The sequence below is a fragment of the Campylobacter concisus genome, assembly GCF_003048375.1.
Taxonomy (GTDB): domain Bacteria; phylum Campylobacterota; class Campylobacteria; order Campylobacterales; family Campylobacteraceae; genus Campylobacter_A; species Campylobacter_A concisus_T.
The window spans coordinates 302,381-328,274 of sequence record NZ_CP021642.1 but is presented as its reverse complement, the minus strand read 5'-3'; the positions used below and the strand labels follow the sequence as shown (position 1 = coordinate 328,274).

Genomic DNA, 25,894 nt, shown 5'->3' with positions numbered 1-25,894 from the left:
ATAGAAATATTTTCTCTTATCATCTGCATTTAAGCTTCACTATAAAAGCTCTTCTTTGATCAAAAAATTTGCTTATAATGTGTATATATTTTGTATCTCTAACACTAATAAATACAACAAAGATATACTCTTATAAAATAAAAAATCAATCAAAAAATCAAGAAATTTTAAAAATAGCTACAAATTCGTTTATGAGATAAAAGCCCTAACAAGCACATAAATTCCAAAAACTACAATACAAAAATGACTAGAAAAATTTTAAATAAAGAAAGCATATCCAAACCTTTATTTTAAATTTTAAAAAACAAATTTTTAGCTCCGTTTTTTCGCGGCAAAAAGTGTGCTTGTGTTCTGCAAAGACCTGCACTATTTAAATTTAATAGGTCAAATTTAAAAACTAGCGCTAAAAATTTAAAATTTAATCTTTCCAAAGCCACCATTTTAGCTTGGCTTTGTCTGGGTGCGGAGTGTTTGCGTAATAACAAATCATGCGGTAAACATATAGAATACACCTATCACTGCCGCGTCCAAGCGCCTTTGTGCGTTCAAACATCTCCTCAGGATCCACTCCCTTTAGCGAAGCGATATCCTCGTAGCCCAGTGCCAGCAGATCGGCCTGCGTCGCCTCGCCGACATAGGGGATTTTCTTAAAATCGCTCAAATTTACCTCAAATTTCTTTTAAGCTCGCCAAGCTCGCCGCAATGAAATTTTAAATTTTATTCGTGCGCTACAAAGCTAGCTAAATTTCATCTTGCTACTACGCTGAGTCGCTATCCAAGCTTCTCACAAGGTGGTCTAATTTAAATTTCTTACACGAAAAGCCATACTTAAAATGATTTTAGATCAAATTTTATGCAAGTTAGGGTGCTAAATTTGCTCCAAAATGCGTTCGCAAATTTCTCTTGGATTTGCGTTTTCGTAGATCGGCCTGCCAACAACGATAAAGTCACTGCCCTCTTGCTTTGCGCTAACTAAATTTGCAACCCTCTTTTGATCGCCCGCACTCTCGCCAAAAGGCCTAACTCCAGGGCAAAGCGTGATGAAATTTTGATTTGTCACGTCTTTTATGAGCTTGCTTTCAAAGACCGAGCAGACCATGCCGTCAAGCCCCGCTTCAAAGCTCATCTGGCTAAATTTCCTGACCGAGCGAGATAGCGTATCGTTATAAACCGCTTCAAATTCGCTCTCATTAAAGCTAGTAAGTGCCGATACCGCAAGCACTAAAGGGCGATTTTGCAGCGCACTAAGACGCTCCATCACAGTTTTCATCGCGCGTATGCCAGCGCTTGCGTGCACGTTTATCATATCCACACCTATCTTTGAGACGACCTCAGCCGCGTCTGCCATCGTATTTGGGATGTCATAGAGCTTTAGATCAAGAAAGATTTTAAACTCCCCTGCCCCTTTTAGCTCCTCTATAAATTTAGCTCCGTCTCTAAGATAGCTTCTAAGCCCCACTTTTAGCCAAAGATCAAGCCCTTTTAGCTCTTTTACAAGGGCTAAATTTTCATCCTTGCTCGCCATATCAAGAGCGACGCAGAGCTTCACAGATCGCCCTTTATCTTATCTAGCACGCCGTTTATAAATTTTGGCGCCTGGTCGCTTCCAAGCTCTTTTGCAAGCTCGATCGCCTCGTTTATGATGACGGCTTTATCTGTCTGGCTAAATTTCATCTCGTAAAGCCCAAGTCTAAGGATAGCAAGCTCTGTTGCGCCAACCTTGCTAAAGTCGCCGTCTTTTAGGTGTGGCTTTAAAATTTCATCTAGTTTTTCTTTGTTTGCTAGCACCTCTTTAAAGGTCTGCTGCGCCTCGTTTTTGCGCTCATTTCTTATCTTTTTCTCTTCTAAAAATTCCTCTTCAAACTCCGCAGTTACCGGATTTATCTCGTTTGAGTAAAGTAGCGAAACGATGGCTTGTCTCACTTGATGACGTGTGGCCATTTTACTCTCCTAGCTTTTTGTATAAATTTAGCATCTCTATAACGCCCGTCATCGCTTCAAAGCCCTTGTTTCCAGCCTTGCTACCAGCTCGCTCGATCGCTTGCTCGATGTTATCTACTGTTAGCACGCCAAATGTGACTGGTTTTGCGTATTTTAGCGTGACGTTTGCGATGCCTTTGGTGGTCTCGGCACTTACATAGTCAAAGTGTGGCGTTGAGCCTCTTATCACCGCTCCCACACAGCAAACCGCGTCAAATTTACCGCTTGCAAGCACCTTTTCAAGCGCCATAGGTATCTCAAATGCGCCAGGGACTAGCACTAAAGTTAAATTTTTCTCGTCGCCGCCGTGGCGTAAAAATGCATCTTTTGCGCCCTCTACCAAGCGGTCTGTGATGATGTGGTTAAACCTTGCGTTTATGATCGCTATCTTTTCGTTGCCTTTTAGGGCCAAATTTCCCTCGATTATTTTCATATTTGCTCCTTTATTTTTTATGCAAGTTTAGCAAAAGCTTGTTTAAAAATAGACCCTTCGTCAAACTATCTTTAGCATGATGACGCTAAAGATGATGAGCGCCAAAAACAAGGCTTTTTTAAAATTTATCTTCTCACCTTCAAAAACTACGCCAACCACTACTGCTCCGATCGCTCCGATGCCTGTCCAGATCGCATACGCCACCGACATAGCGATAGTTTGCATCGCGTAGCTAAGTAGTGTTAGAGAAAGGGCGAAATTTCCAAGCAAAAGGATGAAATTTGCCCACTTTTTTACGCCTGTGCTTTTTGAAAATTTCGTGATAAAAAAGACGCCAGAGACCTCGCAACATCCAGCTAATAAAAGCGCTAAAAAATGGATCATTCTTTTATGCCTTTTAGCCCAAGCACGCCTAAAATGAGCGTCGCTATGAAAAATAGCCTAATGAAATTTGGCATGATCCCGCTTGTCACGTAGTCGCTGATGATCTCAGCTATGACGATAAAAACTGTCCCAAAGCCCACAAATACAGCGTATGAGATACTTACAGGCAGATATTTTAAAGCCTTCATAAACGAGACAAAACTTATGCTAACAAGCAGCGTCGTAAGCAAAAATTCACTTAAATTTGACGCGTGCTTTAGCCCATACGCCCAGCCACACTCAGCCACCGCACCTAAAAATATCCACAAAAAGCCTCTATTTGACATAAATTTACTTCATACCTTTTATGGTATCAACGATCTCTTTTACGTTTGCGCTAATCGCCTTATTTTCAAGGCTATCATCGTTATTTTGTCCAACTAATCCCTTTAAATTTCCAAAGACCCCAGGGTTAAATCTTAGCTCACTAGAGCTATAATGCCTCAAAACTTCGCCATTTCTAACGACTTCTACCTCGTAAGTAAGGTAGATATTGCCCGTCCTGTCGCTTTTAGCAAAGGTCGCCTCGCCTATAAATTCTCTGCGGTGAGTTACCTTTATCTTTAGCTCGTCGTTAGAATTTGGATCAAGCAAATTTTCTTTTGTAAGCGCCTCAGTGATTTGCTTGTTATACTTTTTCTCGATCATTTTTGGGCTTTGATAGAAAAATTTTGTCGGCTCGTGGCGCTGCACATGAGTGTAGCTAATGCCCTCAAATTTATACTTGCCAGCAAGTGGCACCTTTGGCTGAGATGAGCCGCAACCTACTAAAAACAACACTCCAAAAAGTAACGTTAAAATCCTTTTCATCTCTCTCCTTAGTTTAAAAATTTAAAATTTCCTCTATCTTTAGCGTGTCATTTACGACCTTTTCAAGCTCGTCTAAATTTAGCATATTTGGTCCGTCGCAAAGCGCTTCGCAAGGGTTTATGTGCGTCTCATAGAAAAATCCATCCACCCCAACGCTAGCTGCTGCTCTTGCAAGATACGGCACAAACCTAGCGTCTCCGCCACTTTTTTCGCCAAGTGCGCTTGGCATCTGCACGCTGTGGGTCGCATCAAAAATGACTGGCGCAAATTCTCTCATCATCACTAAATTCCTCATATCAACGACTAAATTTCCATATCCAAAGGTGCTTCCACGCTCGGTTAGCCAGACGCCATTCGCCTTTGCGACCTCGTATCCATCACCGCTCACACCCCTTGTTTCAAGCACCTTTTTCACAGAGTGCTTCATCGCTGAAGCTGCTAAAAACTGCCCTTTTTTGATATTTACGACCGCTTTTGTCTTTGCAGCTGCTACTAGCAGGTCAGTTTGACGGCACAAAAATGCAGGGATCTGTAGCACATCAGCCACTTCGCCAACAGGCTGAGCTTGATAGCTCTCGTGGATATCGGTTAAAATTTTAAAGCCAAATTCTTTTTTCACCTCAGCTAAAATTTCACAACCCTTCTCTAGCCCAGGGCCACGAAACGAGCTAATGCTCGTGCGATTTGCCTTATCAAAGCTCGACTTAAAGTAAAAGTCAAGCTTTGGATTTTCATTAAATTTAACTAGCCTTTTTGCCACTTCAAAAACAAGCTCCTTGCTCTCTATCACGCAAGGTCCAGCGATTAAGATCATTTTTTCTCCTTTATTTTTCTTTAACAACTAAAATTCCACTCACCACAACAAGCACGATACCTGCGAGTGCTAGGTGATTTGGCAACGCATCGCCCATAAAATAGCCAATTATAAGCGTAAAAATGACGTCAGCGTAGCTAACCGCAGCGATCACGCCAGCTTTTTTGCCAACTGCAAATGCCTTTGTCATAAACGCCTGAAAATAGTAGCCACTAAGCCCCATCAGCAAGATAAACACGACGTTGTGCCAGCTTGGCATAGCAAATTTAGAAAATAAAAAATCAAGAGGCTCATAGGTGAAAAACTCAGCCATCCCCATGCAAATAAGCGGCAAAAACGAGCCCCAAAGCATGAAGCTTAGCACGATCACGTTTGTGCCGTAGCTCTTGTTTAGCTCCTTGACACTCGTGTAGGCAATAGCCGCTCCAAGGCCGCTCCAAATGCCGATGATATCGGTTTTATTGATACCTAAATTTGGCTGGATAACAAGCAAAATTCCGCCAAATCCCAAAAAGACAGCAAACCAGCCAAGCGAGCTTAGACGCTCTTTAAAAACAATAGCTGCGAGAATGGCTGTGAAGATTGGATTTGTCTTTTGAAAGGTAAAGGCTGTGGCCAAATTTACATGTGCGACGTTATAAAAAAAGGCAAAAAGCGCCACCGTGCCCACAAAACCGCGAAACATCAGCAAGAAAAAGTGCCCGCCAGTTTGTTTAAATGGAAATTTATAGATGGCGTAGATGACGATGAAAAGTCCGATCAAATTTCTAAAAAAAACAACTTCGATAGAAGGCATATCTTTGCTCAGATACTTCGCAAATGCGCCAGTCACGGCAAACATGAAGCAAGCAAAGAGCATATAAAAAATGCCAAGATGTGAAATATAAAACCTTTTTAACATCGCAAAACCTCTAAATTTGAAGCACTCATTTTAATAAAAAATGGCTTAAATTTTGGTTGATTTTTTCTTTTATTTCGGCGCTTTTAAGCGTAATTTTATACTTTATATAAGAGAAAAATTTGTATAATCAGCCATCATAAAAAGGACAAAATTTGCAAAAAGTAATATTAGTAGGCAAGCCAAATGTCGGCAAAAGCTCACTTTTTAACCGCTTAGCAAGAAGACGCATCGCCATAACAAGCGACGTTAGCGGCACTACAAGAGATACAAACAAAGCTAAGATCGAAGTTGAGGGCAAAGAGTGTATATTAATCGACAGCGGCGGGCTTGATGATAGCAGCGAGCTTTTTAAAAACGTAAAAGCAAAGACCTTAGCAGAGGCTAAAAACTCAGACGTTATCCTCTACATGGTCGATGGCAAAATGATGCCAGATGATGAGGATAGAGCCATTTTTTACGAGCTTAGCAAGCTAAATTTACCAATCGCTCTAGTCATCAACAAAATCGATAGCAAAAAAGACGAGCAAAGAGAGTGGGAATTTGTAAGTTTTGGCGCAAAAAACTCATTTGGAATTTCAGTAAGCCACAACACTGGCGTCGATGAGCTTAGCATCTGGCTGGCAAAACACTTAGAAGCGAAAGTGCAGATAAAGGCCGATACGAGTGAAGATTTTGATGATTTTTTAGAAAACTATAACGACGAGGGCGAGCTAAGCGACGAGATAGACTATGAGAGCAAAAACATCAGAGTTGGCATCATAGGCCGCGTAAATGTCGGCAAAAGCTCACTTCTAAACGCTCTTGTAAAAGAGAGTCGCGCCGTCGTTAGCGACGTGGCAGGCACTACGATCGACCCAGTAAATGAAATTTACGAGCATGATGGCAGGGTTTTTGAGTTTGTCGATACTGCTGGTATCAGAAAGCGTGGCAAGATCGAGGGCATCGAGAGATACGCGCTAAATAGAACTGAGAAAATTTTAGAAGAGACAGACGTAGCGCTACTTGTGCTTGATAGCTCTGAGCCACTAACAGAGCTTGACGAGCGTATCGCTGGTATCGCTTCGAAATTTGAGCTTGGCGTCATCATCGTGCTAAACAAATGGGACAAAAGCAGCGAAGAATTTGACGAGCTTTGCAAAGAGATAAAAGATAGGTTTAAATTTCTCTCATACGCGCCTATCATCAGCGTCTCAGCACTTGGCGGCAAAAGAGTGCATAAAATTTACCCGCTCATAGTTGAAATTTACAAAAACTACACCCAAAAAATCCAAACTTCAAAGCTAAATGAAGTGATCGGCGAAGCGACCAAAGCGCATCCACTGCCACGCAACAAAGGCAGGGTCGTAAAAATTTACTACGCAGTGCAGTTTAAAACCGCGCCTATCATGATAGCGCTCATAATGAACCGCCCAAAATGCCTACACTTTAGCTACAAACGCTACCTGACAAACAAGCTTAGAGAGAGCTTTAGTCTAGCTGGCGTGCCTATCGTACTGATCCCTAAAAAACGTGGAGAGAGTGATGAAGACAAAGAACAATAATATCGTTTTGATAGGGTTTATGGGCGTTGGCAAGGGCACAACCGCAAGGGCGCTAAGCAAGGCGCTAAAGACGATGAACCTTGACTGCGACGACTTGCTAGAAAGCTCGCAAAATATGAAGATAAAAGCTATCTTTGATGAATTTGGCGAAGAATATTTTAGGCAGCTTGAAAAAGATCTAGCTAAATTTTTAGCCACAAATGTCAAAAATGCGATCATCTCGACAGGTGGGGGCTTTGCAAAGGTTAAAAATTTAAACAAAATAGGCACCGTGATCTATCTAAAAGCAAGCTTTGATGCGATCATGCAGAGGCTAAAAAATAGCAAAAATAGCGAGAAAAAGATCGCTAAACGCCCACTTTTAAGCGACCTAAAAAAGGCTGAGGCGCTTCATCTGGAGCGAGAGAAACTCTATGAGAAAAAGGCTGATTATATCGTTGAAGTGGAGGGCAAAACTCCAAAGCAGATCGTAAAAGAGATAAGGATACTTTTAAAAGTTTAGTTGCAAAGTGGCGAGGGCTACTTGCAACGATAAATTTCAAGATCAGGCTAGATGGCTGTCTGGCGTGGTGTTGGAATTTGTGATGTTTGAGCCAAATTTAACGTTTTGTAGTGAGAAATTTTGGCAAAATTTTGAGATAAATTTTGCTTCTCTTTATTAGAGCGCTAAAGCGACAAATGTTGTGCAGTCAAATTTTAATCAAGACTAGGCATTTAGTCTGCGAGATAAATTTTAAGATCAAGCTAGACACATAAAGTCTAACGTGATGTTAAAATTTAAAAAGCATTTTGGCGAAGTATCGTGAGATGATTTTTTGCTTCACTTGTTCGCAACGCTAAAGCGACGAGAGTAGTGTAGAAATTTTAAGCCGAGGCTAGACATATAGTCTGCCGAAAGCTTAAAATTTCAAATCTCTATCAAAAGCGCTCGCGAGAAAAAGCCAAAATTTGAAAGGATAAGATGAGAGTATTAACCGGCCTCCAACCCTCCGGCAAACTACACCTTGGCAACTATTTTGCCTCGATAAAGCAGATGGTTGATATGCAAGAGCAAAACGAGATGTTTATGTTTATAGCAAACTACCACGCGATGACCAGCCTTAGCAACGGCAAGGCACTAAAGAAAAATACATTTGACGCTGCGTGTGCCTTTTTGGCGCTTGGGATCGACCCAAACAAAAGCACGTTTTGGGTGCAAAGCGACGTTAAAGACGTGCTTGAGCTTTACTGGGTGCTAAGCCAGTATACGCCTATGGGGCTACTTGAGCGCGCGCACAGTTACAAAGACAAGGTCGCAAAAGGCCTTAGCTCGCACCACGGACTCTTTAGCTATCCAGTTTTGATGGCGGCTGATATCTTGCTATATAACGCGCAGGTCGTGCCTGTGGGCAAAGACCAGATCCAGCACGTAGAGATCGCGCGTGATATCGCGATCAAATTTAACAACGAACATGGTGAGATTTTCACTCTGCCTGAGGCAAAGATTGACGAAAATGTCGCTACCGTGCCTGGCACAAATGGCGAAAAGATGAGCAAAAGTTACGGCAATACGATCGATATCTTCGCAGACGCCAAGACACTTAAAAAGCAAATTTCAAGCATCGTGACTGATGGCACACCGCTTGAAGAGCCAAAGCAGTGGCAAAACTGCAATGTCTATAATATCGCAAAGCTATTCTTAGACGAGAGCGGACAGCGCGACTTGCAGGCTAGATATGAGCGTGGCGGCGAGGGACATGGGCATTTTAAAGCCTATCTAAACGAGCTTGTTTGGGACTATTTCAAAGAGGCAAGAGAGAAATTTGAATACTATCAAAACAACCCTGACGAAGTGTCTGGGATTTTAGAGGTGGGCGCTAAAAAGGCTCAAAATATAGCTAGCACAACGATAAAAAAAGTGCGTGAAGCAGTTGGAATTTACAGATAAGGAAAAATATGCAAAATTTATATCCCTACGCGCAGATAATTCACCTTTTTTGTGCGATTATCTTTGTTGGTTATCTATTTTTTGATGTGATTATATTAAGAGCGGCGAGCAAAAAGATGCCACCAGAGCTCGCTCAAAAGGCAAAACAATCCATCGGCTCAGTAGCTGTTAAGATCATGCCTATTTGCGTACTACTTTTAGTTTTAACTGGTGGCATGATGATGAGTAACTGGGTCGGCAGCAAGGCTGGAGGCTACTTTGAGACAAATTTACAGATCGCTTTTATGATCAAATTTTGCTTAGCGATGGTGATCGTGGCTGCGGTGATAGTAAATTTAAGCTGCAAATTTATATTTAAGCGCCCTAGCCCACTTGGCAACATCCACCCTATCGCACTTACGCTTGCGGTGGCGATCGTATTGCTTGCAAAAGTTATGTTTATGGTTTAAGGAGAGGATAATGATAAATTTAAAACTACTTGAGACAAACTACGATGAATTCGTAAAAAAACTAGAGGGCAAAAACGTTAAAGCTAGCTTGCTAGACGAGCTTTTACACACTTTTAACGAGCTAAAGCAAAAGCGCAAAGCACTTGAAAATTTCCAAGCTATCCAAAACGCAAAGAGCAAGGAGCTTGGCGTAAAAGCAAGAGCTGGTGAAGATGTGAGCGAGCTTAAGAGTGAGCTAAATTTAAACAAAGCTGCCCTTGCTGACGCTGATGAGATCGTTAAACAATATGAAGAAAAGCTTGAGCAAATTTCATTTAGCGTGCCAAATATCACTGACGATGACGTGCCATTTGGCAAGGACGAGGACGATAACGTCTGCATAAAAACGGTGCTTGAGCCAACTAAATTTGACTTTAAGCCAAAGGAGCACTGGGAGCTAGGTGAGAGCCTTGGCTGGCTTGACTTTGAAAGGGGCGCAAAGCTCTCAGGATCTCGCTTTACCGTGCTTCGCGGCATGGGAGCAAGGCTTAGTAGAGCGCTTGTTAATTACATGATCGACTTTAACAACGCGCGAGGCTTTGAGCTTGTAAATGTCCCTTATTTGGTAAGCTCAAATACACTTTTTGGCACCGGTCAGCTGCCTAAATTTGAAGAGGATCTTTACAAGGTGCGTGACGAGGATCTCTATCTCATCCCAACTAGCGAAGTGCCTGTGACAAATTTATACAATGACACCATCATTGAAGCCGAGCAGCTACCTATAAAGATGACTTGCTACTCAGCATGCTTCCGCCAAGAGGCAGGCTCAGCAGGACGTGACACAAGAGGCATGATCCGCCAGCACCAGTTTGAAAAAGTTGAGCTTGTAAGCATCACAAAGCCTGATCAAAGCGAGGGCGTACTTGCTGAGATGATATCTTGCGCTAGCGACTTGCTAACTAGCCTTGGTTTGCCTCACCGCCATATGCTTCTTTGCAGTGGCGATCTAGGCTTTAGCGCGGCAAAGACGGTGGATCTTGAGGTCTGGCTACCAGGTCAGGGCAAATACCGCGAGATAAGCTCTATCTCTAATACTCGTGATTTTCAAGCAAGAAGAGCGAAAATTCGCTTTAAAGATGGCAAGAAAAATATGCTTGTAAATACCCTAAATGGCTCAAGTCTGGCAGTTGGCAGGACGCTAATAGCGATAATGGAAAACTATCAAAAAGCTGATGGCACTATCGAAATTCCAGAAGTTCTTAAAAGGTATATGTAGTGGCTGATGACGAGGTTGTAGTTCTAAAACCACCTGGCGAGCAAGCAGAGCAAGCGCCTGAAGAGGCAAAATCCGAGGCACCTGAAGAGATCGTCTCGCTTGAGAGCATCGCAAGTGATGGCGTGCTTCAAGATGAGAGCATCCCAGAGCCAATACCAGTAAAAAAGAGCAAGAAAAAGCTCTTTATCATCATCGGTGCGGCTGCTTTGGCACTTGTCATCTTGATAGTTGTTTTGCTAATCGTCTTGCTAAAAAAAGATAAAAAAGAGGAGATAGACACTACAGCTATCGTAAAAAATATAGAAAACAACTACCAAACGCAAAATTTTGGCGCTTCAAAGATAGATGAGATGATAAACAAGGCTAACCAGCTTTACGAGCGTGGCAATAAATTTGAAGCGTTAAAAATTTATGAAAACATAGCTGTTTATAACCAGTCACTTTCAAACTACAACCTCGGCGTTTCGCAGATGAAACAAGAAAAATGTGACGAGGCGATCATCTCGTTTAACAAAGCGATAACTGACCGTGAAAACACCGCAGTTAGCGCCATAAACGCCGCTGTTTGCTCACTTGAGCTAAATAACACCAAAAATTTCAACTACTACATAGGGCTTGCAGACTCCTTTTTGCAGTATGAAAACAGCTCGCCACTTTACAGCTACTACTATGCGCTGGTTAATTATTACAAGGGTAATTATTACGAGGCGCTACAAGCACTCTCGCACCCTAGCACAGAGGACTATAAGGGCGAGTATGCTTATTTGAGCGCAAAAATTTTATCGCTTCTTGGCGATGATGAGAGAGCCATAGCTAAGCTTGAAGGGCAAAAGGCGTTTAAAGCTGATTTTACGCTAGCACAGCTCTACGCAAGACTTGGTAAATACGACAAGGCAAGGGACTATCTAACAAAGGCTTCTAAAAATACGCCAAATATCGATCTTATCAAGATGACTGAGGCGCTAATCGATCTAAAAACAGCTGATTATGGCGATGCGGCGGCATTTATCAAAGATGTTTATGACTACAACGCCTCGATGCCAAGTAAAATTTACAAGATAAAGACCATCCTAAAGCCAGATCTTTTTGACGTTAGCCTAGCTCAGGCGCACTTTAGCGACGATATGTTTTTTGATAGAACAAGGCGCTATGAGACGCTATTTTATTTTGCGCCGTATAAGGTTTTTGACGCAAAACAGAGCATCGAGCAGATAAGAAAAGGTGGAGTTAGCGTCTTTTTAGATGACACCTCAGCGGCAAATGACTACCTTAGCCAAAGTGCCGCCGCCTCAAAGGTCAATGCCAAACTTAGCGAAGCCATCGCAAAGGCACTTAACTACCGCTTAAAAGAGGCAAACAAGGACTTTGAAGAGCTTGCCAAAGCCTACCCAAACCACTCGATCTTGCAGTATAACCTAGCTCTTAGCTACGCTCAGCTTGGAAATTTTAGCCTTGCAGCAAAACACTTTATAGCAAGCTACCATCAGGACGTAAATAACCACCTTTCAGGTATCTTTGGGGCTATCTGCATGGATACAAATAGAAATTTAAACCCAAAACTAGTTGAAGAGATCGGCGAAAATTTAGAAAACGACAAGAGCCTAAAGCCTGTAAATTTATATGCCTCACTTTTAAGCCTAGTTAGCGGCAACCAAAGTGCGATGATAAGGTGGCTTGAAGAGCCAAAAGAGCCTACGACGCTAAATTTAGCCTTTGATATCATCATCGCTAAAATTTCAAACAACGATGAGCTAATGTCAAAAAAAGCTGATGAGCTTATGAAAATTTTGCCAAACGACATCATCGCAAATATCTTAAATTTCATCTCTAAAAACAAAGATCAAAACGTCAAAGAGTATGCAAAAGCGATACAAATTTACTTCATCGATAAAAATCTCGACTCAAATGCCTTCTACCACGGCGCTGATATCATCAAAAAGCAATACATCAAGCTGCTTCAGATCTCAGGTCTGCTAACAAGGGAGCGCGATAAGCTAAGAGACGAGCTAAAAGAGGCTCCAAAAAATATAAATTTGATCCAAACTCTAGCCTACGTGGATATCTTTACAAATGACTTTGATGAGAGCTATAAGCTTTATAATGAGGTCATAGACGAGTTTAAGATAAATGACGCTGGAACGCTCTTTTTAGCGAGTGTAGCAGCCACTGGAGCGAACAAAATAACAAATGCGATCGCACTTTTGGAGCTTACAAAGCTAAATGATCCAAGCGCTGTTGAAAACAGAGCCGCCCTTGGCTTTATGTATCAGCAAATCGATAACATAAAAGCAGCTCTTATACAATACAGCAAAGTAGGAAACGTAGAATATAACAACGAATTTTATGATTTTATGATAGATAACTAGAAAATTTAAAGCTAGGTCTTTAAAAGCCTAGCTTTAGATAAAAATGGCTCTAAAATTTAAATATTGGTAACTTCAAGCCTTATCTGATCTGAGACTTCACTAAATTTATAAAACAAATCACCACACTTATACTCTATACATTTTTCATTGATCTCATCTTTTTTATCTTTTTTAGACAAAATTTTCTTCATAACGCCAGGAAGCTCTCTTTGCAAAAGCAGTTTATAAGACATCCCCATGCCGTGAGTTAGAGACTTTATAAATTTGCCATCAACCTCGCTCTCATCTTTTATCATATGAAGTGTCGCGTCAAAATTTAGCTTCTTAAGAGTCTCGTAAAGCTTGGTTTTATCCTTTGATGGGGCTATATCTGTGTCATAAATGCAGTGATGGCTAACGTAAACTGGTTTTTTATAGCTACTTTGAACAGTTAAATGATCTAAATTTAGGATATTTCTTATCTCTTCTCTTGCATCACTAAAATAATATGGTGATTTCTCATTAGGTGTCCAGTAGGTCTTATCAAAAAAATAAAGACATAAATTTTGATACAAAGTGTCAGTGCTAAAACAAGGATAACTAGTAAAATCAATCTCTTTACCAAAACCAATAAGTCGCCATAAAAATATAGCATAAGAGCTATTATCTATCACCGCATCAACTAGCCATGGAGCGATCTTAGCGCACATATGTGCCAAGTATCCACCATGTGAGCTGCCTACCATTATCACTGGTAGATGTTCAAATTTGGCACTATTTATATATTTTTTTGTATAAAGCACGGCATTTAGCACGTCCATTGCTTGCATAACGCCAAAATTTTGATATTCATTTTTTGTTGGAACCATCGTAATGCTAGCATTTAGCCTAAAATCAGCCGGCAAAATACCGCTCTCTTTTCGAATAGTTATCTCTTTACTAAGAAATTTAAGTAGCAAATCAACCTTCTCGTGGCAGTCGATACTTTTTAGATCGATTGGTAAATTTATACCTATGCTTGACAGCTCTCTTGTTAAGATTTCGCGATCTATATCATCAAGTCCAAATTTCGCCCCAAGCTGTGGGCGGTTGCCTATACAGTGATAGTCCACACTAATGCATGCCACATCATAGTTCTCTGCCATGGTCTGCATGAGATGAGTTCTATATCCAGAGTCAGAGTCTGCTCCAAGACCAGGGATGATGACTAAAAGAGCTTTTGCCTCCTTGACATCGTCATAACAGGCATAAAATGATAAAGCAGAACTTCTTTTGATGCCAAGCTCCACATCATCACAAGATAAAATTTCGTAGCTTCCATTAACTAGCATCTTAACTCCTTTTAAATTTCGCTAAATTTCTCTACCTTTGTGAGACGTTATAAAAAAAGCTAACGATCTGTTTTGCTAGGCGCTCTTTGAAAAATGGCCAGATGTAGCTTGGCGAATAGACATTGCCAGCTTGCATGAGCGAGATATTTGTCGCTTTCTCACCGCCATCTTTTGGGCGCACTAGCACGCTTACTTGCATGTAGTAAGCATAGCTGTTTGTGCTAAAGTCGTCATCATAGTCATCATAATCAAATGGGAAAAACATCGAGTAGCCAAAGCCAAAACTTGGTCTGCCAAAGCCATATCCCATGCCCATTGAAAATCTAGGATCTCTTTTGGTTGTCCTAGAAAAGCTTTGCACGTCGCCAAGGATGATGAAGTCGGCATTTTTGATATTTGGCTCATTTCTAAAGCCAGCCTTTGCAAATTCGCTTAAAATTTCAGCATTTACATCTTGTCCGGTCGCGCTATTTTTAAAATTTACATATACGCTTTTGTTTGCTTCTCCAAGCGTAAAAAATATCGGATCGCTCGTTTTTACCGAGATATTTGGCGTACTGCTAGCACATCCGACAAAAAACACCGCTAGAACAAATAAAAAGAAATTTCTCATCTTCACTCCTATAAGAGCGATCTTATAGCACCTTCAAGCACACTTTTTGGTGTAAGACCGATAAATTTTGATCGCATCTTACCATCTTTATCAAAAAAATAGATAACTGGCACGCCCATAACGCCACCAACTGCCTTGCTGAAGTAATCCACCGAGACCTTGTCACTTGTAGTTTTAAAGGTGATGTTGTGCTCTTTTAAGATTTCGATATCCTTATCAAAACCCTTGCTAGGTCCTAAAATGCCGATAAATTGAACCTCTTTGCCATACTCTTTTTCAAGCGCGTTTAGATCAGGGATCGCAGCCTTGCACACTCCGCAGTCCGTGCCAAAGAAAAAGAGCATATATGGCTTATCGCCGATCTTTAGGCGCTTTTCGGTAGGGAAAAACTGCGTATCGATGCCACTTGAGTCATTTAGCGTGATGTGGTGCTTCTCATACTGCTTGACGCAGCCCAAAACTAGGGCTGAGACTAGGCATAAAAGTAAAATTTTATATCGCATTTGGTACCTTTGGATTTTCGATAGTGCGAATTTTCTCTAGCTTGCCGTGTCTTAGATAGACGATCTTATCGCCATATTCGCCTAGATCTGGGTTGTGAGTGACTAGAAGTATCGTCTTACCCTCTTTTCTTAGCTTGCAAAATAGATCAAGTATGATCCTCTCATTTGCCTCGTCAAGGTTACCAGTTGGCTCATCTGCTATTAAAATTTCAGGGTCGTTTATGAGTGAGCGCGCGATACAAAGGCGTTGTTGCTCGCCACCACTTAGCTGACTTGGTCTGTGCGTTAGTCTGTGAGAGAGGCCAACTGCCTCAAGCGCCTTTTTAGCATCATCTTCATCAACTGAGCTGTGATAATACTGCGCTATCATCACGTTTTCAAGTGCGCTAAGATATGGCACTAGGTGAAACTGCTGAAAGACAAGTCCGATCTTTTCACGTCTAAATTTAAGCGTATCATCGGCATTTAGGTTGCTCGCATCATCGCCACCAAGCATATATACGCCACTACTTGGAGTATCCATTAGAGAAAGGATATTTACAAGCGTACTCTTGCCACTACCGCTTGGTCCCATGACGCTGACCCACTCTCCCTTTTTAACCTCAAAACTTATATCATCAAGTGCTTTTACATCGCCAAAAATTTTACAAATATTTTTAAGTTCTAGTGCATTTTGCATATCATTCTCCTCTTAGTGTATCTGCCATTTTGTTATTAAGTGCCCGCTTAATCGGGTAAAACGCTGCGATCGCTGCAAAAAGAAGTGATATGACCACAGCTACTGGGATGCTTAGAATTCTAAAATCAATACTAGAATCAAATATCGCATAACCTAAAATTTGAGCTAGTAGATAACCTAAAAACGCTCCGACTAACGCTGAGATGAGCGCTGTTACAAATGTTTCAAAGCCAAATAGTCTTAGCACGTCTTTTTTGCTTGCGCCTATGGCTCTAAGAAGTGCGATCTCACGTGATCGAGAGAGCAAGATAGCACTAAGCGTTGTATTTACGCACATTGAAGTAATCAGCAAGATGACAAGGCTGACAAGTGCCATTAGAAGTTTGATCTTTTCTAAGATATAGCCCTCAGACTTTGAGACCTTTGCCACTGGTTTTGCGACTATTTCATCGTTGCTTATAGTTTTTGCAAGCGATGTTATCTCGTCAAAATTTCCAAGCACAACAGCTTCAGCGTAGTTTATCTTGCCAACTTTGTTTGAAATTTTCTGAGCCAAAGATAGCGACGTGATCAAAAGAGCATCCTCTTTATCGCCACTTGCCACTACACCTTTTATCTTTACATTTATGCTCTCGTTTGAGCCAATGGCACGAATTTCTATATCATCGCCTGCTTTAAAGCCAGCTTGACGAGCAAGATCGACGCCTATTAGCACGTTTTTATCGTCAAAATCGACATTTATCATCCCTCCATCTCTAACATCTAAAAACGGCTTAACCTTTTTTAGATTGCTAAATTTTGTCCCCATGACGATGGCGTTTGTCGGACCGATATTTGCCTGAGCAAAGAGATAACCGCTCTCGCCAAGAAGCTTATCTTTTGGCACTTTAGCGATCATTTCATTATAGGTTTTTTCACTCATATCATCACTTGTCGCCATATCTTTTGGAGCAAAGATCATATTTGCACCATAAGTTTTTAGCTCGCGTGAGACCTTTGAGTCGATGTCCAGATAGACATTGACAAATGCCGCACACACGCACGCTCCAAGCAAGATCGAGATCACGATGACCATAACCCTTGATGAGCCATTTTTTAGGCTTTTGTAGATTAGATTGTAAAAGAATTTGCTATTTGCGGTCATATAGCACCTCCGCAGGTAGTAAATTTATGACGTTTCTCATTGGCATTAGCGAGCCAACGACTGATATGAGCAAGGCAAATGCCACGCTAATTGGCAGCACGATCCATGCTATGCCTATGCCGTGAGAGAAGATGATGTAAGACATCACGTAGCTTAGCGCGTATCCTAAAAATGCTCCCGTGATGCCCGCAAAAAAGGCAACCACAAGGCTCTCGCTAGCAAAAAGGGCGTAAATTTCAAAGTTACTTGCGCCTATGGCTTTTAAAAGACCGATCTCTTTTTTACGGCGGTAAATTTCACTTGTCATTAGCGACGTTATGCCAATAGCTGAGACCACAAGAGCGATGATACTAACGATACCCATTAGGCTTTGAATTTTCTTTACGATATTACTCTCAGCATCACTTACTTGAAGACTGGCTTTTGCGCTAACGTTTGGTAAATTTTCTTCTATCTGAAATGCGATCGATCCAGCGTAGGCCGAGCAGTACCATTTGTCATACTCTGCGCTATCAAGGTTGTCTAAATTTCTTCTAGCCTTTAGCGATAGGTCATTTTCTGGGATCGTCATGGCTGAGACCTCGGCTTTTGTGTATGAGCCAGGATGCCCTGAGAGATCGCCAGCAAGTTTGAGCGAGCCTATTAGCTTATGTGCCTCATCACTTGCCCCTTTTAAGATGCCAACTACGCTAACCTCTTTTGTGCCATTTTTGCCCACAAGGCTAAATTTGTCGCCAACTTTTAAATTTTTAGCCTTTGCAAGCTCATCTCCTACTAAAATTTCATCCATGCTCTCATCTTTTGGCCAAGCGCCCTCAACACCCCAAAATCCATACAAGCTCTTAACGCCTGTGCTAAATTCTGGCTCATCTTTTAGTCCGATATTTTTATCAAAATATGTCCCCTCAAAGCTAAGCTCATCGCCCTTAGCGTCTTTAACTTTTGTCTCTAAAAACGGAGCAAAAGCGACGATGTTATTTCTCCAAAAGATCTCTTTTATCTTGTAGATATCAGCTTCTGGGAGTAAATTTTGTGATTTTAGTGGGGTGAAATTTTTACCCTCGATCTCGATGCTTAGGCTCTCACCGCGTGGTAAAACGACGATATTTGAGCCATATCCTCTAAGCTCGCTTGCCACTTGATCGCCGATTTTTAGCGTGATATTTAGCATGCAAGCTATCAAAAGAGCAGCTAGCAAGATGGTGATAAACGCCATCGTCTTTTGCACCTTTGAGCCAGTGATCGAGCTTTTTATCATTCTTAGTTGCATATTTTTCATTTTAACGTTCCATTTGTTTCTACATATTTTTCTGGATTTGCTTCAAATTTCGCCTGAGTTTCGTTGCTCTCAAAGAAATATGTGCGTCCGTAGTATAAATATGATCTTGAATCAAGATTGCTCACCTTTTTGTGGCTTACTGGGTCAAGCACCATCTTTTCGACGACCTTACTAAAGTAGTTTGCCCCTGCGACGATCGTTTTATAATCAACTATGATATTTTTACCATCGAAGGTAAATGCCATAGGGATTGGGTTACAACCGCCCTCTTTACCAACTGACGGTAAGAAAATTCTAACATTACAAGAGATACAAATAAGATCATTTCCTCTTTTTATATAGCCCATATCGCCGCATATCATGCACGAGTCAAAGACGATGACAGGCGAGACGCGGTCGCTAAAGCGGTTTAGCAAGAAAAATCTTATCTGTTTGCCCTCATCTGTGATGTAGGCAAATCTGTGAAGTTCATTATCTTTTAACATATCAACATCAAATATAAATTTATCTCCCACTGGCTCAACCAAGACTGGCTCTGAAATTTGAGGTGGGCGAGATGCGTAAAGGTCATAATAAAGAGAGAAGCCAAGCGCTATTAAAACGCTACAAAATGCAAATTTTGCATTGTCAAAGACATTTTCTCTAATGGCTTTTGTAAAGCGGTATTTGATAGAGCCAAACGTGCTCTTATCGATACTCTTTGGCACAAAGCAAAGCGCGATGATGCATAAAAGAAGGATCACTGCTATGTAAAAATAGGCACTAAATTCTGTGACGTAGATGCCTTTTGCGCTGATAGATAAAATTTGAGAATTTAGCTCGCTACTTATCTTTAAAGCGCCTGCACGTAAAAGCTCAAGTGCAGTTTGTGAGCTTCTATCAACTAGTAAAAATACTAATGTGATAAGAGCTAAAATTTTAGCTATTGATGATGGGATGCTTGCTTTTAAATTTGAAATGAAGAAAAATAAAAATAGTATCAAGATCATCGCAAAGATCATCAAAAAGAAGCTTATGACTGAAAGCGTGTCAAGCAGCTCGCCGCCAAATAACGGGAACAAAGCGCTACTTGAGCTATAGCCAAAGCCAAAGCCGATGCCTAAAATAAAAAACGTTACGATTTTTGCTATCTTAAGCTCGAAAAATATCCATAAAATGCTAATTAGTAGAAAAACCAGTGTCACAGAATCTATGAAAATTTTAAACTGGTCATCAACAAGCGCATGACGAGCAGCTTTAAAGATAAGCACACCAGCAACAACGCCAAGAAATGACGGTAAAAAGATCGTTTTTAAACTTTTGCCATTGTTATTTAAGGCAGCAAAAAGCGTAAATCCAAGGAGGGCTAAAAAGACCTGATAGAAGTATATTGACATAACAAAACCCTATGAGAATTTTTAAAAAGGGGCGAGAACGCCCCAAAGCGATTATTTAACAGGACCACCTGTCCATTGAAATTTATAAGTTGTTGTGAAAGGCTCAAACCATTTACCAACACCAGTCTCTTTATCAGCGTGGCGACCAAAGCCTTGTTTTTCTGGATTGTCGATGTGGAATTTAAGCTCATAGTTACCAACACCTGTATCCATTTTTACGTTAGCGCCGTAGTGTGGGCCATCGCTTGCAACCATTGGCATAAATGTACCTTTTTTAGTTTTACCATTATCAAGGTTTTTTAGCTCATAGTTGATCTTTAGATATGGGATCCACTCGCCTTCGCCAAAGCCGTTTTTGTTGCCTTTTATAGCGTGGATGTCAGCCTCTAAGTGAAGATCAGCTAAGCTTGGAGCTAGATCAACGCCTTTTGGCTCCATGTCGATTGGCTCAAGATAAACAGCAGCTATCTCCATACCATTAGCCTCTACAGGCTCGCCGATTGGGTGCTCTCCAGCAAGTGCAAAACCAGCTGCTAGGCTAAGTGCTAGAGCTGAACTAAGAATTTTATTCATTTCCTCTCCTTTTAATAAGATTAGTTTTTATTTTGTTTTGATTTCATGATAACGATGCCTATAATTAGGGCAAGCACCATAATGATTTGAGGTATTAAACTCTCGTAATATGGCATAAGTCCTAGCCAGTCTCTCATCCAGTCAGGAAAATTTAGTCCTTTTATGATAGTTGGGATGAAAATTTTGCCCTCAACTAGCTCGCCAACGCCCTTGCCAACAAAGACGATCGACATGTAAAAGATGATAGCTGATGTAAATATAAAAAATGGCTTAATAGGAATTTTAATAGCGAAAATTTTAAATAAGAAATAGACTATCAAAAGAACGATAAGACCTACAACAAAGCCAGCTGCGATCATTAAGTAGCCAGCTGAGTCTTTTGCATCAAAGATAAGCGCTTGATAAAATAGCACTGTCTCAGCGCCCTCTCTAAATACCGCTAAAAATACAGTCCACCAAAGCGCTGTGCTTGAGCCACTTGAGATAGACTCAGATACGTGAGATTTGATATAGTCGTTCCATTTTTTAGCGCCAGCATTTGAAAGAAGCCAGAAGCCAACATAAAATAGAAGTCCCACAGCAACAAGCATCGTGATGCCTTCCATAAGCTCTCTTTTTTGACCTGCTGCCTCGCCAAAGATGATGTTCATTATCCAAGCCATGACAAAGCTTAAGATGACAGCCACGCCAACTGAGCTATATACGACCTTACCCATAGATTTTGCATTGCCAGTTTTTACAAGATATGCAACGACGGCTGCAACGATTATAAGAGCCTCAAAACCCTCTCTTAAGATGATAGTTAGAGCCCAGATAAATAGCGTCCAAGGTGAGCTTGAACCGCTAGTTTTCTCAAGTGCAGCTGCTAGCTGAGATGACATCTTGCTTGCACTCTCTTCAAGTGTTTTTTCGTCTGCACCTGATTTCATAAGGGCCACAAGGTTACCAAATGTAGCTTCGATAGCTGTTTTTAAATTTACATCTATCGCACCTACTTTGTTCTCCATGCCGCTACCTTCAAACTCATCAAAGTAGATGTCTTGGATATCGCCCATAGCTTTAGCGCTATTGCCACCTTTGTAAAGCGCGATGGCTGCTTGAATTTTGTCATTTATGTTTTTAACAGTTTGAGTGTAGTCTGTGCCACTATCTTCGCTGCTATCGCTAGATGCTGCACTACTCATATCAACTTTTGCTAGTTTTACTGTCTCAGCTGGGAGTTTTGAAACGGCATCATAAGCTAGTTTTTTGATCTCTTCTAGCTTTGTTTTAAAATCATCTTTTGTTATGCCGTTAGCGATGCCACTGATCGCTTCACCCATCTTTCTTTGGATGTCAGCATCTATGCTTTTGCCATTTTCTATATATTGACGAACGGCGATTTCAAGTTGAGTATTTCTATAATCATTAAATTTAGCATCTTGGATAGAATTTTTAGCATCATCTTGTTTATCGCCCTCATAGCTTGCTATGGCTTTATCCAAAGTAGCTGATAAATTTTCAAATGCCACCTTCCACTCAGGGATAAATTTAGAAGTGTCATAGCCACTTGTAGCAGCTTGTGCTGGAGTGTCTGAATACTCACCAACAAGCTTATGACCATTTAAAATAACTGGCAAAACTTCAGCGATTTCGCTATTTATCTGATCTATTCTTTTTTGCACGTCATCTGGTGCTTCGCCAGCTTTTATCGCCTTTCTGATCTCGCCAAACTGCTTCTCCATAGAGTAAGCTTTTTTCTGACCTAAATTTATTCTGATGCCAGCTTCGACATCTTCAAATAGGCCAAAATAAGCATTTTGAGTATCGCTAACTGCTTGCTCGACGTTGCCAGCTCTATACTCTGTTATTACTTTTTGTAATGACTCTTTTATCTGAGCTGCGACTTGTGTGTAGTCGTCATTTTTTGCTACAAGCCAGATAGGCAGTAGCATGATAAGCATAAATTTAAAAAATTTATTCATTAGTTAAACCACCTGTAAAATATATTTTGCCCGAATATTAGCAAGCCTTTACTTTGATTAAAATAAAAACGATTATCATAAAAGAATGTAAATTGAAAGCATAAATAATATTTTTTACAATCTAATAATCAACTTTACGTAAATTTAGGGCTTTAGAGGGTTAGAGTAAAATTTCATATTGAGATAAAAAAGTTATATATTTTTGATAATTTTAATAGATAAGAAAAATTATTGATGAAATTTTAGATTATAAAAATCATAAAAATAATTTAAATTTTATAAATTTAAAAGGAGAGCAAGCGCCCTCCTTAGTGTTATACGTTTAATCCTGTATTTCTTAGCATAACGCGTTTGCGATATACATTTGAAACCTCAGCAGCGTCGCCAACTAAAAGCGCGTTTGTAGAACAGATAGCCGCACACATAGGCACTTTCCCCTCAGCCATTCTGTTTTGACCGTAAAGCTCTCTCTCCTCGTGTGAGTTAGTTGGCTCTGGACCGCCTGCGCACATAGTGCATTTATCCATTACGCCTTTTACGCCAAATGCCCCGTCTCTAGGGAACTGTGGCGCACCAAATGGACAAGCATATAAGCAGTATCCACAGCCTATGCACTTATGTTTATCATGAAGCACGATACCATCGGCTCTAATGTAGAAGCAATCAACCGGACAAACTTGCTCGCAAGGTGCGTCGGTGCAGTGCTGGCACGCGATAGTAGTTGAGACCTCTTTACCCTCTATGCCATCGTGAAGCGTGATAACCTTTCTTCTATAAATTCCCACTGGAAGCTCGTGAGCAGAAGAGCAGGCGACTTGACATCCAAAGCAGCTGATACATCTATTAGTATCTACAAAAAATTTCATTCTTGCCATTTTTCTCTCCTTACTCTTTACCTAGGGCGTCTCTCTCGCCATACTCGTGATAAAACGATGTTTTAAAGGTATTCTCCTCAGCTTTTTCTATGCGGCAAAGACCTGCGTTAAATTCTGAAATTTGAGTAACAGGGTCAAATCCGTAGTTGGTAACTGTGTTAAAGCTCTCGCCGATAACATAAGGCTTAGTGCCCTCTGGGTAGCGAGCTGAGAGATCGACACCTTGCATAACGCCAGCGAAGTTATAAGGCATACAAATTCTATCTGGAGTTACCATATAGCTGTGGTAGCATCTTACTTTGATCTTCGTGCCTTGTGGGCTGTGGATCCACATCATATCGCGATCTTTTATGCCGTATTTTAAAGCAAGCTCAGGGTGAACGTTAGCAAACATCTCAGGTGTGATGGCTGAGAGATATTTACTTGTTCTTTCGATCATTCCCGCACCACTTAAATTTACGACGCGTTGCGTGCTAAATACGATAGGGAATTCTTTTGACCAGTCTTTTGCTTGTTGCTCTGACTTAAATTTAGTAGAAACACGAAAATTTCTAGCTTGATCATCAAATGTCGGATACTTTTGGACAAGATCCCAGCGTGGTGAGTGGATAGGCTCTCTATGTTTTGGGATAGGATCAAGAAATTCCCAAACGATAGCTCTAGCCCTTGCGTTACCATACGGCACTACGCCTTTTTCACGGCATTTTTCTAAGATGATACCGCTGTAGTCCATGCTCCAGCTAGGTCCTATCTTAGCTTTTTCTTCTTCTGTTAGAGTGATGCCTAGGACTTTTTCTATATTATCTTTTGTGATTTGTGGGTAGCCACCTTTTATGGCTGAGCCAACTAAAGTTGCCTCTTCGCTAGCTAGCTGACTAACGCCGTTATGCTCTAAGCCAAAGCGGTTTCTAAAGCCAGAGCCGCCCTCTGCGTAAGGCTTGCTCATATCATAAAGTATCGGTGTGCCAGGGTGTTTTTCATCCCATGCTGGCCATGGCTTGCCGTAGTACTCACCTTTTACCTCGCCGCCAAGACCTATTAGCGTATCTGGGTCAAATTTATCCCAGTTTGCTTGGTGACGTCTAAACATCTCAGCAGTTCTGCCACCATAACCGATAGAATTTCCAACCCTTGCTATCTCATTTGTCGCATCATCTGGCCATACAAAGTCATCTTTTACTTGTTTTAGCTCTCTATCTACAACAGCCATCTTCATGCCTTTTACATATTCATCGTAAAAGCCAAATTTCTTAGCAAATGCAAACATTACTTCGTGATCGCCCTTGCTCTCATAAAGTGGATCAACGACTTTTGTTCTCCACTGACCTGAGCGGTTTGTAGCGTTTAGGTGACCTTCGTTTTCAAAGGCAGTTGCCACTGGCAAGATATAAACGCCATCTTTTCTATCTGAAAGGATAGAAATTTCATTTACAAATGGCTCAGCAACTACGATCATATCTAGTTTTGAAGCTGCTTCTTGAATTTTAGCTAGATGCGCCATAGATGTAAGGCCAGTTCCTTGAACCCAAAGAACTCTTAACGCGCCACTGCTAAAGGTATTTTCCTCTTTTAAGACGCCTTGCCACCATTTTGAAAGCGACCAGCCTTTTTCATTTCTCCAGTTTCTATCCTCTGGATTTTTAGGATCGTGGTAATAATACTCTTCAAAAACAGTGTTTTTAACTGGCGTGCCGCCTTGTTTTGGCTCTTTGGTTGAGACTGCAAAGCGTTTTACAAACTCGTCATAATCAACACCCCAGCCTTGGCAGTAGTACTTCCAAGCCGCGTCAGTTAGTCCGTAATACATCGGCAAGCTATCTGAGAGGTTACACATGTCGGTTGAGCCTTGAACGTTGTCGTGACCACGGATGATGTTACAGCCGCCGCCTGGTTTGCCCATGTTGCCTAGGATTAGTTGCAAGATAGGTAAAATTCTCGTATTTGAGCTACCAACTGAGTGCTGAGTGATACCAAGTGCCCAGACCACAGTGCCTGGTTTTGTATGAGCTAGGATATTTGCAGCCTCTATCAGCTTATCAACTGGCACGCCTGTAACGTCAGATGTGACCTCTGGTGTCCAGTGCTCAGCCTCTTTTGCTATCTCGTCGATGCCGTAAGTTCTATTTTTTATAAATTCTTTATCTTCCCAGCCATTTTTTAAGATGATGTGGATAAGGCCATAAACAAGTGCTATATCGGTACCTGATCTTTGTCTTAGATAAAGGTCAGCGTGTGCAGCTGATTTTGTAAAATTTGGATCAGCTACGATCACCTTTGCGTTGTTTCTATCTTTTGCTTGCAAAGTGTGCTTCATGCCGCCAACTGGGTTTGCCACAGCTGGATTTGCACCTATTATAAATATACATTTTGAATTTGCAGCCATATCTCCAAAGTGGTTTGTCATCGCGCCATAACCCCAAGTATTCGCCACACCGGCGACTGTTGCGCTATGTCAAATTCTTGCTACGTGGTCGTTGCTGTTTGTACCCCAAAACGCAGCAAATTTTCTAAAGTAATATGCCTGCTCGTTGTTAAATTTCGCAGATCCTAAGAATATAACGCTATCAGGACCATCTTCTTTGCGGATCTGAAGCATCTTATCGCCGATCTCATTTACAGCTTGATCCCATGAAATTCTCTGCCATTTGCCATCAACCTTTTTCATAGGATATTTGATGC

The 25,894-nt window shown here is 41.1% G+C and carries 27 protein-coding genes; 7 read left to right on the top strand and 20 right to left on the bottom strand.

The features are described 5' to 3' along the window. Positions 1-418: 418 nt before the first annotated feature. From CCS77_RS01665 to CCS77_RS01625, 9 genes are all read right to left on the bottom strand, one after another. Positions 419-661, bottom strand: a complete 243-nt coding sequence (locus CCS77_RS01665) for a helix-hairpin-helix domain-containing protein (protein WP_107916371.1) — start codon at positions 659-661, stop codon at positions 419-421. A 207-nt stretch (positions 662-868) separates the two neighbouring features. Next, complete coding sequence (gene pyrF, locus CCS77_RS01660; protein WP_107916370.1) at positions 869-1,549, bottom strand: orotidine-5'-phosphate decarboxylase; 681 nt, start codon at positions 1,547-1,549, stop codon at positions 869-871. Beyond that, positions 1,546-1,941 (bottom strand): transcription antitermination factor NusB, encoded by a 396-nt coding sequence (gene nusB / locus CCS77_RS01655; protein ID WP_004317696.1) that lies wholly within the window; start codon positions 1,939-1,941, stop codon positions 1,546-1,548. Before nusB ends, pyrF begins: the two co-directional genes overlap by 4 nt. Before the next feature lies 1 nt (position 1,942). Continuing rightward, positions 1,943-2,413, bottom strand: a complete 471-nt coding sequence (ribH, locus tag CCS77_RS01650) for a 6,7-dimethyl-8-ribityllumazine synthase (protein WP_004317743.1) — start codon at positions 2,411-2,413, stop codon at positions 1,943-1,945. 60 nt (positions 2,414-2,473) lie between these two features. Beyond that, the gene (locus CCS77_RS01645; protein WP_004317710.1) at positions 2,474-2,797 is read right to left on the bottom strand and encodes a DMT family transporter; all 324 of its coding nucleotides are present in this window, start codon (positions 2,795-2,797) and stop codon (positions 2,474-2,476) included. Then, positions 2,794-3,123 (bottom strand): DMT family transporter, encoded by a 330-nt coding sequence (locus CCS77_RS01640; RefSeq protein ID WP_004317694.1) that lies wholly within the window; start codon positions 3,121-3,123, stop codon positions 2,794-2,796. The genes CCS77_RS01645 and CCS77_RS01640 overlap by 4 nt, the downstream gene beginning before the upstream one ends. 4 nt (positions 3,124-3,127) lie before the next feature. Next, entirely contained in the window at positions 3,128-3,646 is a 519-nt protein-coding gene (locus CCS77_RS01635) for a hypothetical protein (RefSeq protein WP_107916369.1), read from the bottom strand. A 13-nt stretch (positions 3,647-3,659) separates the two neighbouring features. Continuing rightward, complete coding sequence (kdsA, locus tag CCS77_RS01630; RefSeq protein ID WP_004317708.1) at positions 3,660-4,460, bottom strand: 3-deoxy-8-phosphooctulonate synthase; 801 nt, start codon at positions 4,458-4,460, stop codon at positions 3,660-3,662. A 10-nt stretch (positions 4,461-4,470) separates the two neighbouring features. Next, positions 4,471-5,361 carry a DMT family transporter gene (locus CCS77_RS01625; protein ID WP_021084553.1) on the bottom strand — a complete coding sequence of 297 codons (891 nt, stop codon included), beginning with the start codon at positions 5,359-5,361 and terminating at the stop codon, positions 4,471-4,473. Between the two features lie 152 nt (positions 5,362-5,513). Here CCS77_RS01625 and der point away from each other — a divergent pair, with 152 nt between their 5' ends. The 7 genes from der to CCS77_RS01595 all read left to right on the top strand — a co-directional run bounded on the left by der (position 5,514) and on the right by CCS77_RS01595 (position 12,899). Further along, positions 5,514-6,902 carry a ribosome biogenesis GTPase Der gene (der, locus tag CCS77_RS01620; protein ID WP_107916368.1) on the top strand — a complete coding sequence of 463 codons (1,389 nt, stop codon included), beginning with the start codon at positions 5,514-5,516 and terminating at the stop codon, positions 6,900-6,902. Beyond that, positions 6,883-7,404 carry a shikimate kinase gene (locus CCS77_RS01615; RefSeq protein ID WP_103595231.1) on the top strand — a complete coding sequence of 174 codons (522 nt, stop codon included), beginning with the start codon at positions 6,883-6,885 and terminating at the stop codon, positions 7,402-7,404. Before der ends, CCS77_RS01615 begins: the two co-directional genes overlap by 20 nt. A 7-nt stretch (positions 7,405-7,411) precedes the next feature. Beyond that, a complete protein-coding gene (locus CCS77_RS10405; protein ID WP_161545282.1) occupies positions 7,412-7,564 on the top strand; it encodes a hypothetical protein in 153 nt (50 codons plus the stop codon). A gap of 299 nt (positions 7,565-7,863) precedes the next feature. Beyond that, positions 7,864-8,829, top strand: a complete 966-nt coding sequence (gene trpS / locus CCS77_RS01610; RefSeq protein ID WP_107916367.1) for a tryptophan--tRNA ligase — start codon at positions 7,864-7,866, stop codon at positions 8,827-8,829. A gap of 8 nt (positions 8,830-8,837) precedes the next feature. Then, positions 8,838-9,278, top strand: a complete 441-nt coding sequence (locus CCS77_RS01605; protein WP_107796721.1) for a copper resistance protein CopD — start codon at positions 8,838-8,840, stop codon at positions 9,276-9,278. 10 nt (positions 9,279-9,288) lie between these two features. Next, complete coding sequence (gene serS, locus CCS77_RS01600) at positions 9,289-10,533, top strand: serine--tRNA ligase (protein WP_107916366.1); 1,245 nt, start codon at positions 9,289-9,291, stop codon at positions 10,531-10,533. After that, positions 10,533-12,899 carry a tetratricopeptide repeat protein gene (locus CCS77_RS01595; RefSeq protein WP_107916365.1) on the top strand — a complete coding sequence of 789 codons (2,367 nt, stop codon included), beginning with the start codon at positions 10,533-10,535 and terminating at the stop codon, positions 12,897-12,899. The genes serS and CCS77_RS01595 overlap by 1 nt, the downstream gene beginning before the upstream one ends. Positions 12,900-12,955: 56 nt before the next feature. Here the strand turns inward: CCS77_RS01595 and CCS77_RS01590 are convergent, their stop codons facing one another. The 11 genes from CCS77_RS01590 to CCS77_RS01540 all read right to left on the bottom strand — a co-directional run bounded on the left by CCS77_RS01590 (position 12,956) and on the right by CCS77_RS01540 (position 25,892). After that, positions 12,956-14,209, bottom strand: coding sequence for a DUF2920 family protein (locus CCS77_RS01590; RefSeq protein ID WP_107916364.1), 1,254 nt, complete (start codon positions 14,207-14,209; stop codon positions 12,956-12,958). A gap of 31 nt (positions 14,210-14,240) precedes the next feature. Beyond that, positions 14,241-14,822, bottom strand: a complete 582-nt coding sequence (locus tag CCS77_RS01585; RefSeq protein WP_009294895.1) for a hypothetical protein — start codon at positions 14,820-14,822, stop codon at positions 14,241-14,243. An 8-nt stretch (positions 14,823-14,830) separates the two neighbouring features. Beyond that, entirely contained in the window at positions 14,831-15,325 is a 495-nt protein-coding gene (locus tag CCS77_RS01580; RefSeq protein WP_009294896.1) for a TlpA family protein disulfide reductase, read from the bottom strand. Next, positions 15,315-16,004, bottom strand: a complete 690-nt coding sequence (locus CCS77_RS01575) for an ABC transporter ATP-binding protein (protein ID WP_107916363.1) — start codon at positions 16,002-16,004, stop codon at positions 15,315-15,317. Before CCS77_RS01575 ends, CCS77_RS01580 begins: the two co-directional genes overlap by 11 nt. A gap of 1 nt (position 16,005) precedes the next feature. Then, on the bottom strand, positions 16,006-17,148 hold the full coding sequence (locus CCS77_RS01570; protein ID WP_107916362.1) for an ABC transporter permease: 1,143 nt from the start codon (positions 17,146-17,148) through the stop codon (positions 16,006-16,008). Then, positions 17,135-18,427: an ABC transporter permease gene (locus CCS77_RS01565; RefSeq protein ID WP_107916361.1), complete on the bottom strand. Its 1,293-nt coding sequence runs from the start codon at positions 18,425-18,427 to the stop codon at positions 17,135-17,137. The genes CCS77_RS01570 and CCS77_RS01565 overlap by 14 nt, the downstream gene beginning before the upstream one ends. Beyond that, positions 18,424-19,803, bottom strand: a complete 1,380-nt coding sequence (locus CCS77_RS01560) for a Fe-S-containing protein (protein WP_107916360.1) — start codon at positions 19,801-19,803, stop codon at positions 18,424-18,426. The genes CCS77_RS01565 and CCS77_RS01560 overlap by 4 nt, the downstream gene beginning before the upstream one ends. A gap of 51 nt (positions 19,804-19,854) precedes the next feature. Further along, positions 19,855-20,376 (bottom strand): iron transporter, encoded by a 522-nt coding sequence (locus CCS77_RS01555; protein WP_004317727.1) that lies wholly within the window; start codon positions 20,374-20,376, stop codon positions 19,855-19,857. A gap of 20 nt (positions 20,377-20,396) precedes the next feature. Continuing rightward, complete coding sequence (locus CCS77_RS01550) at positions 20,397-22,340, bottom strand: FTR1 family iron permease (protein WP_107916359.1); 1,944 nt, start codon at positions 22,338-22,340, stop codon at positions 20,397-20,399. Between the two features lie 314 nt (positions 22,341-22,654). Further along, positions 22,655-23,215 (bottom strand): formate dehydrogenase FDH3 subunit beta, encoded by a 561-nt coding sequence (gene fdh3B / locus CCS77_RS01545; RefSeq protein WP_103581836.1) that lies wholly within the window; start codon positions 23,213-23,215, stop codon positions 22,655-22,657. A 10-nt stretch (positions 23,216-23,225) separates the two neighbouring features. Beyond that, positions 23,226-25,892, bottom strand: coding sequence for a formate dehydrogenase subunit alpha (locus CCS77_RS01540; RefSeq protein WP_256372121.1), 2,667 nt, complete (start codon positions 25,890-25,892; stop codon positions 23,226-23,228). Positions 25,893-25,894 lie beyond the last annotated feature (2 nt).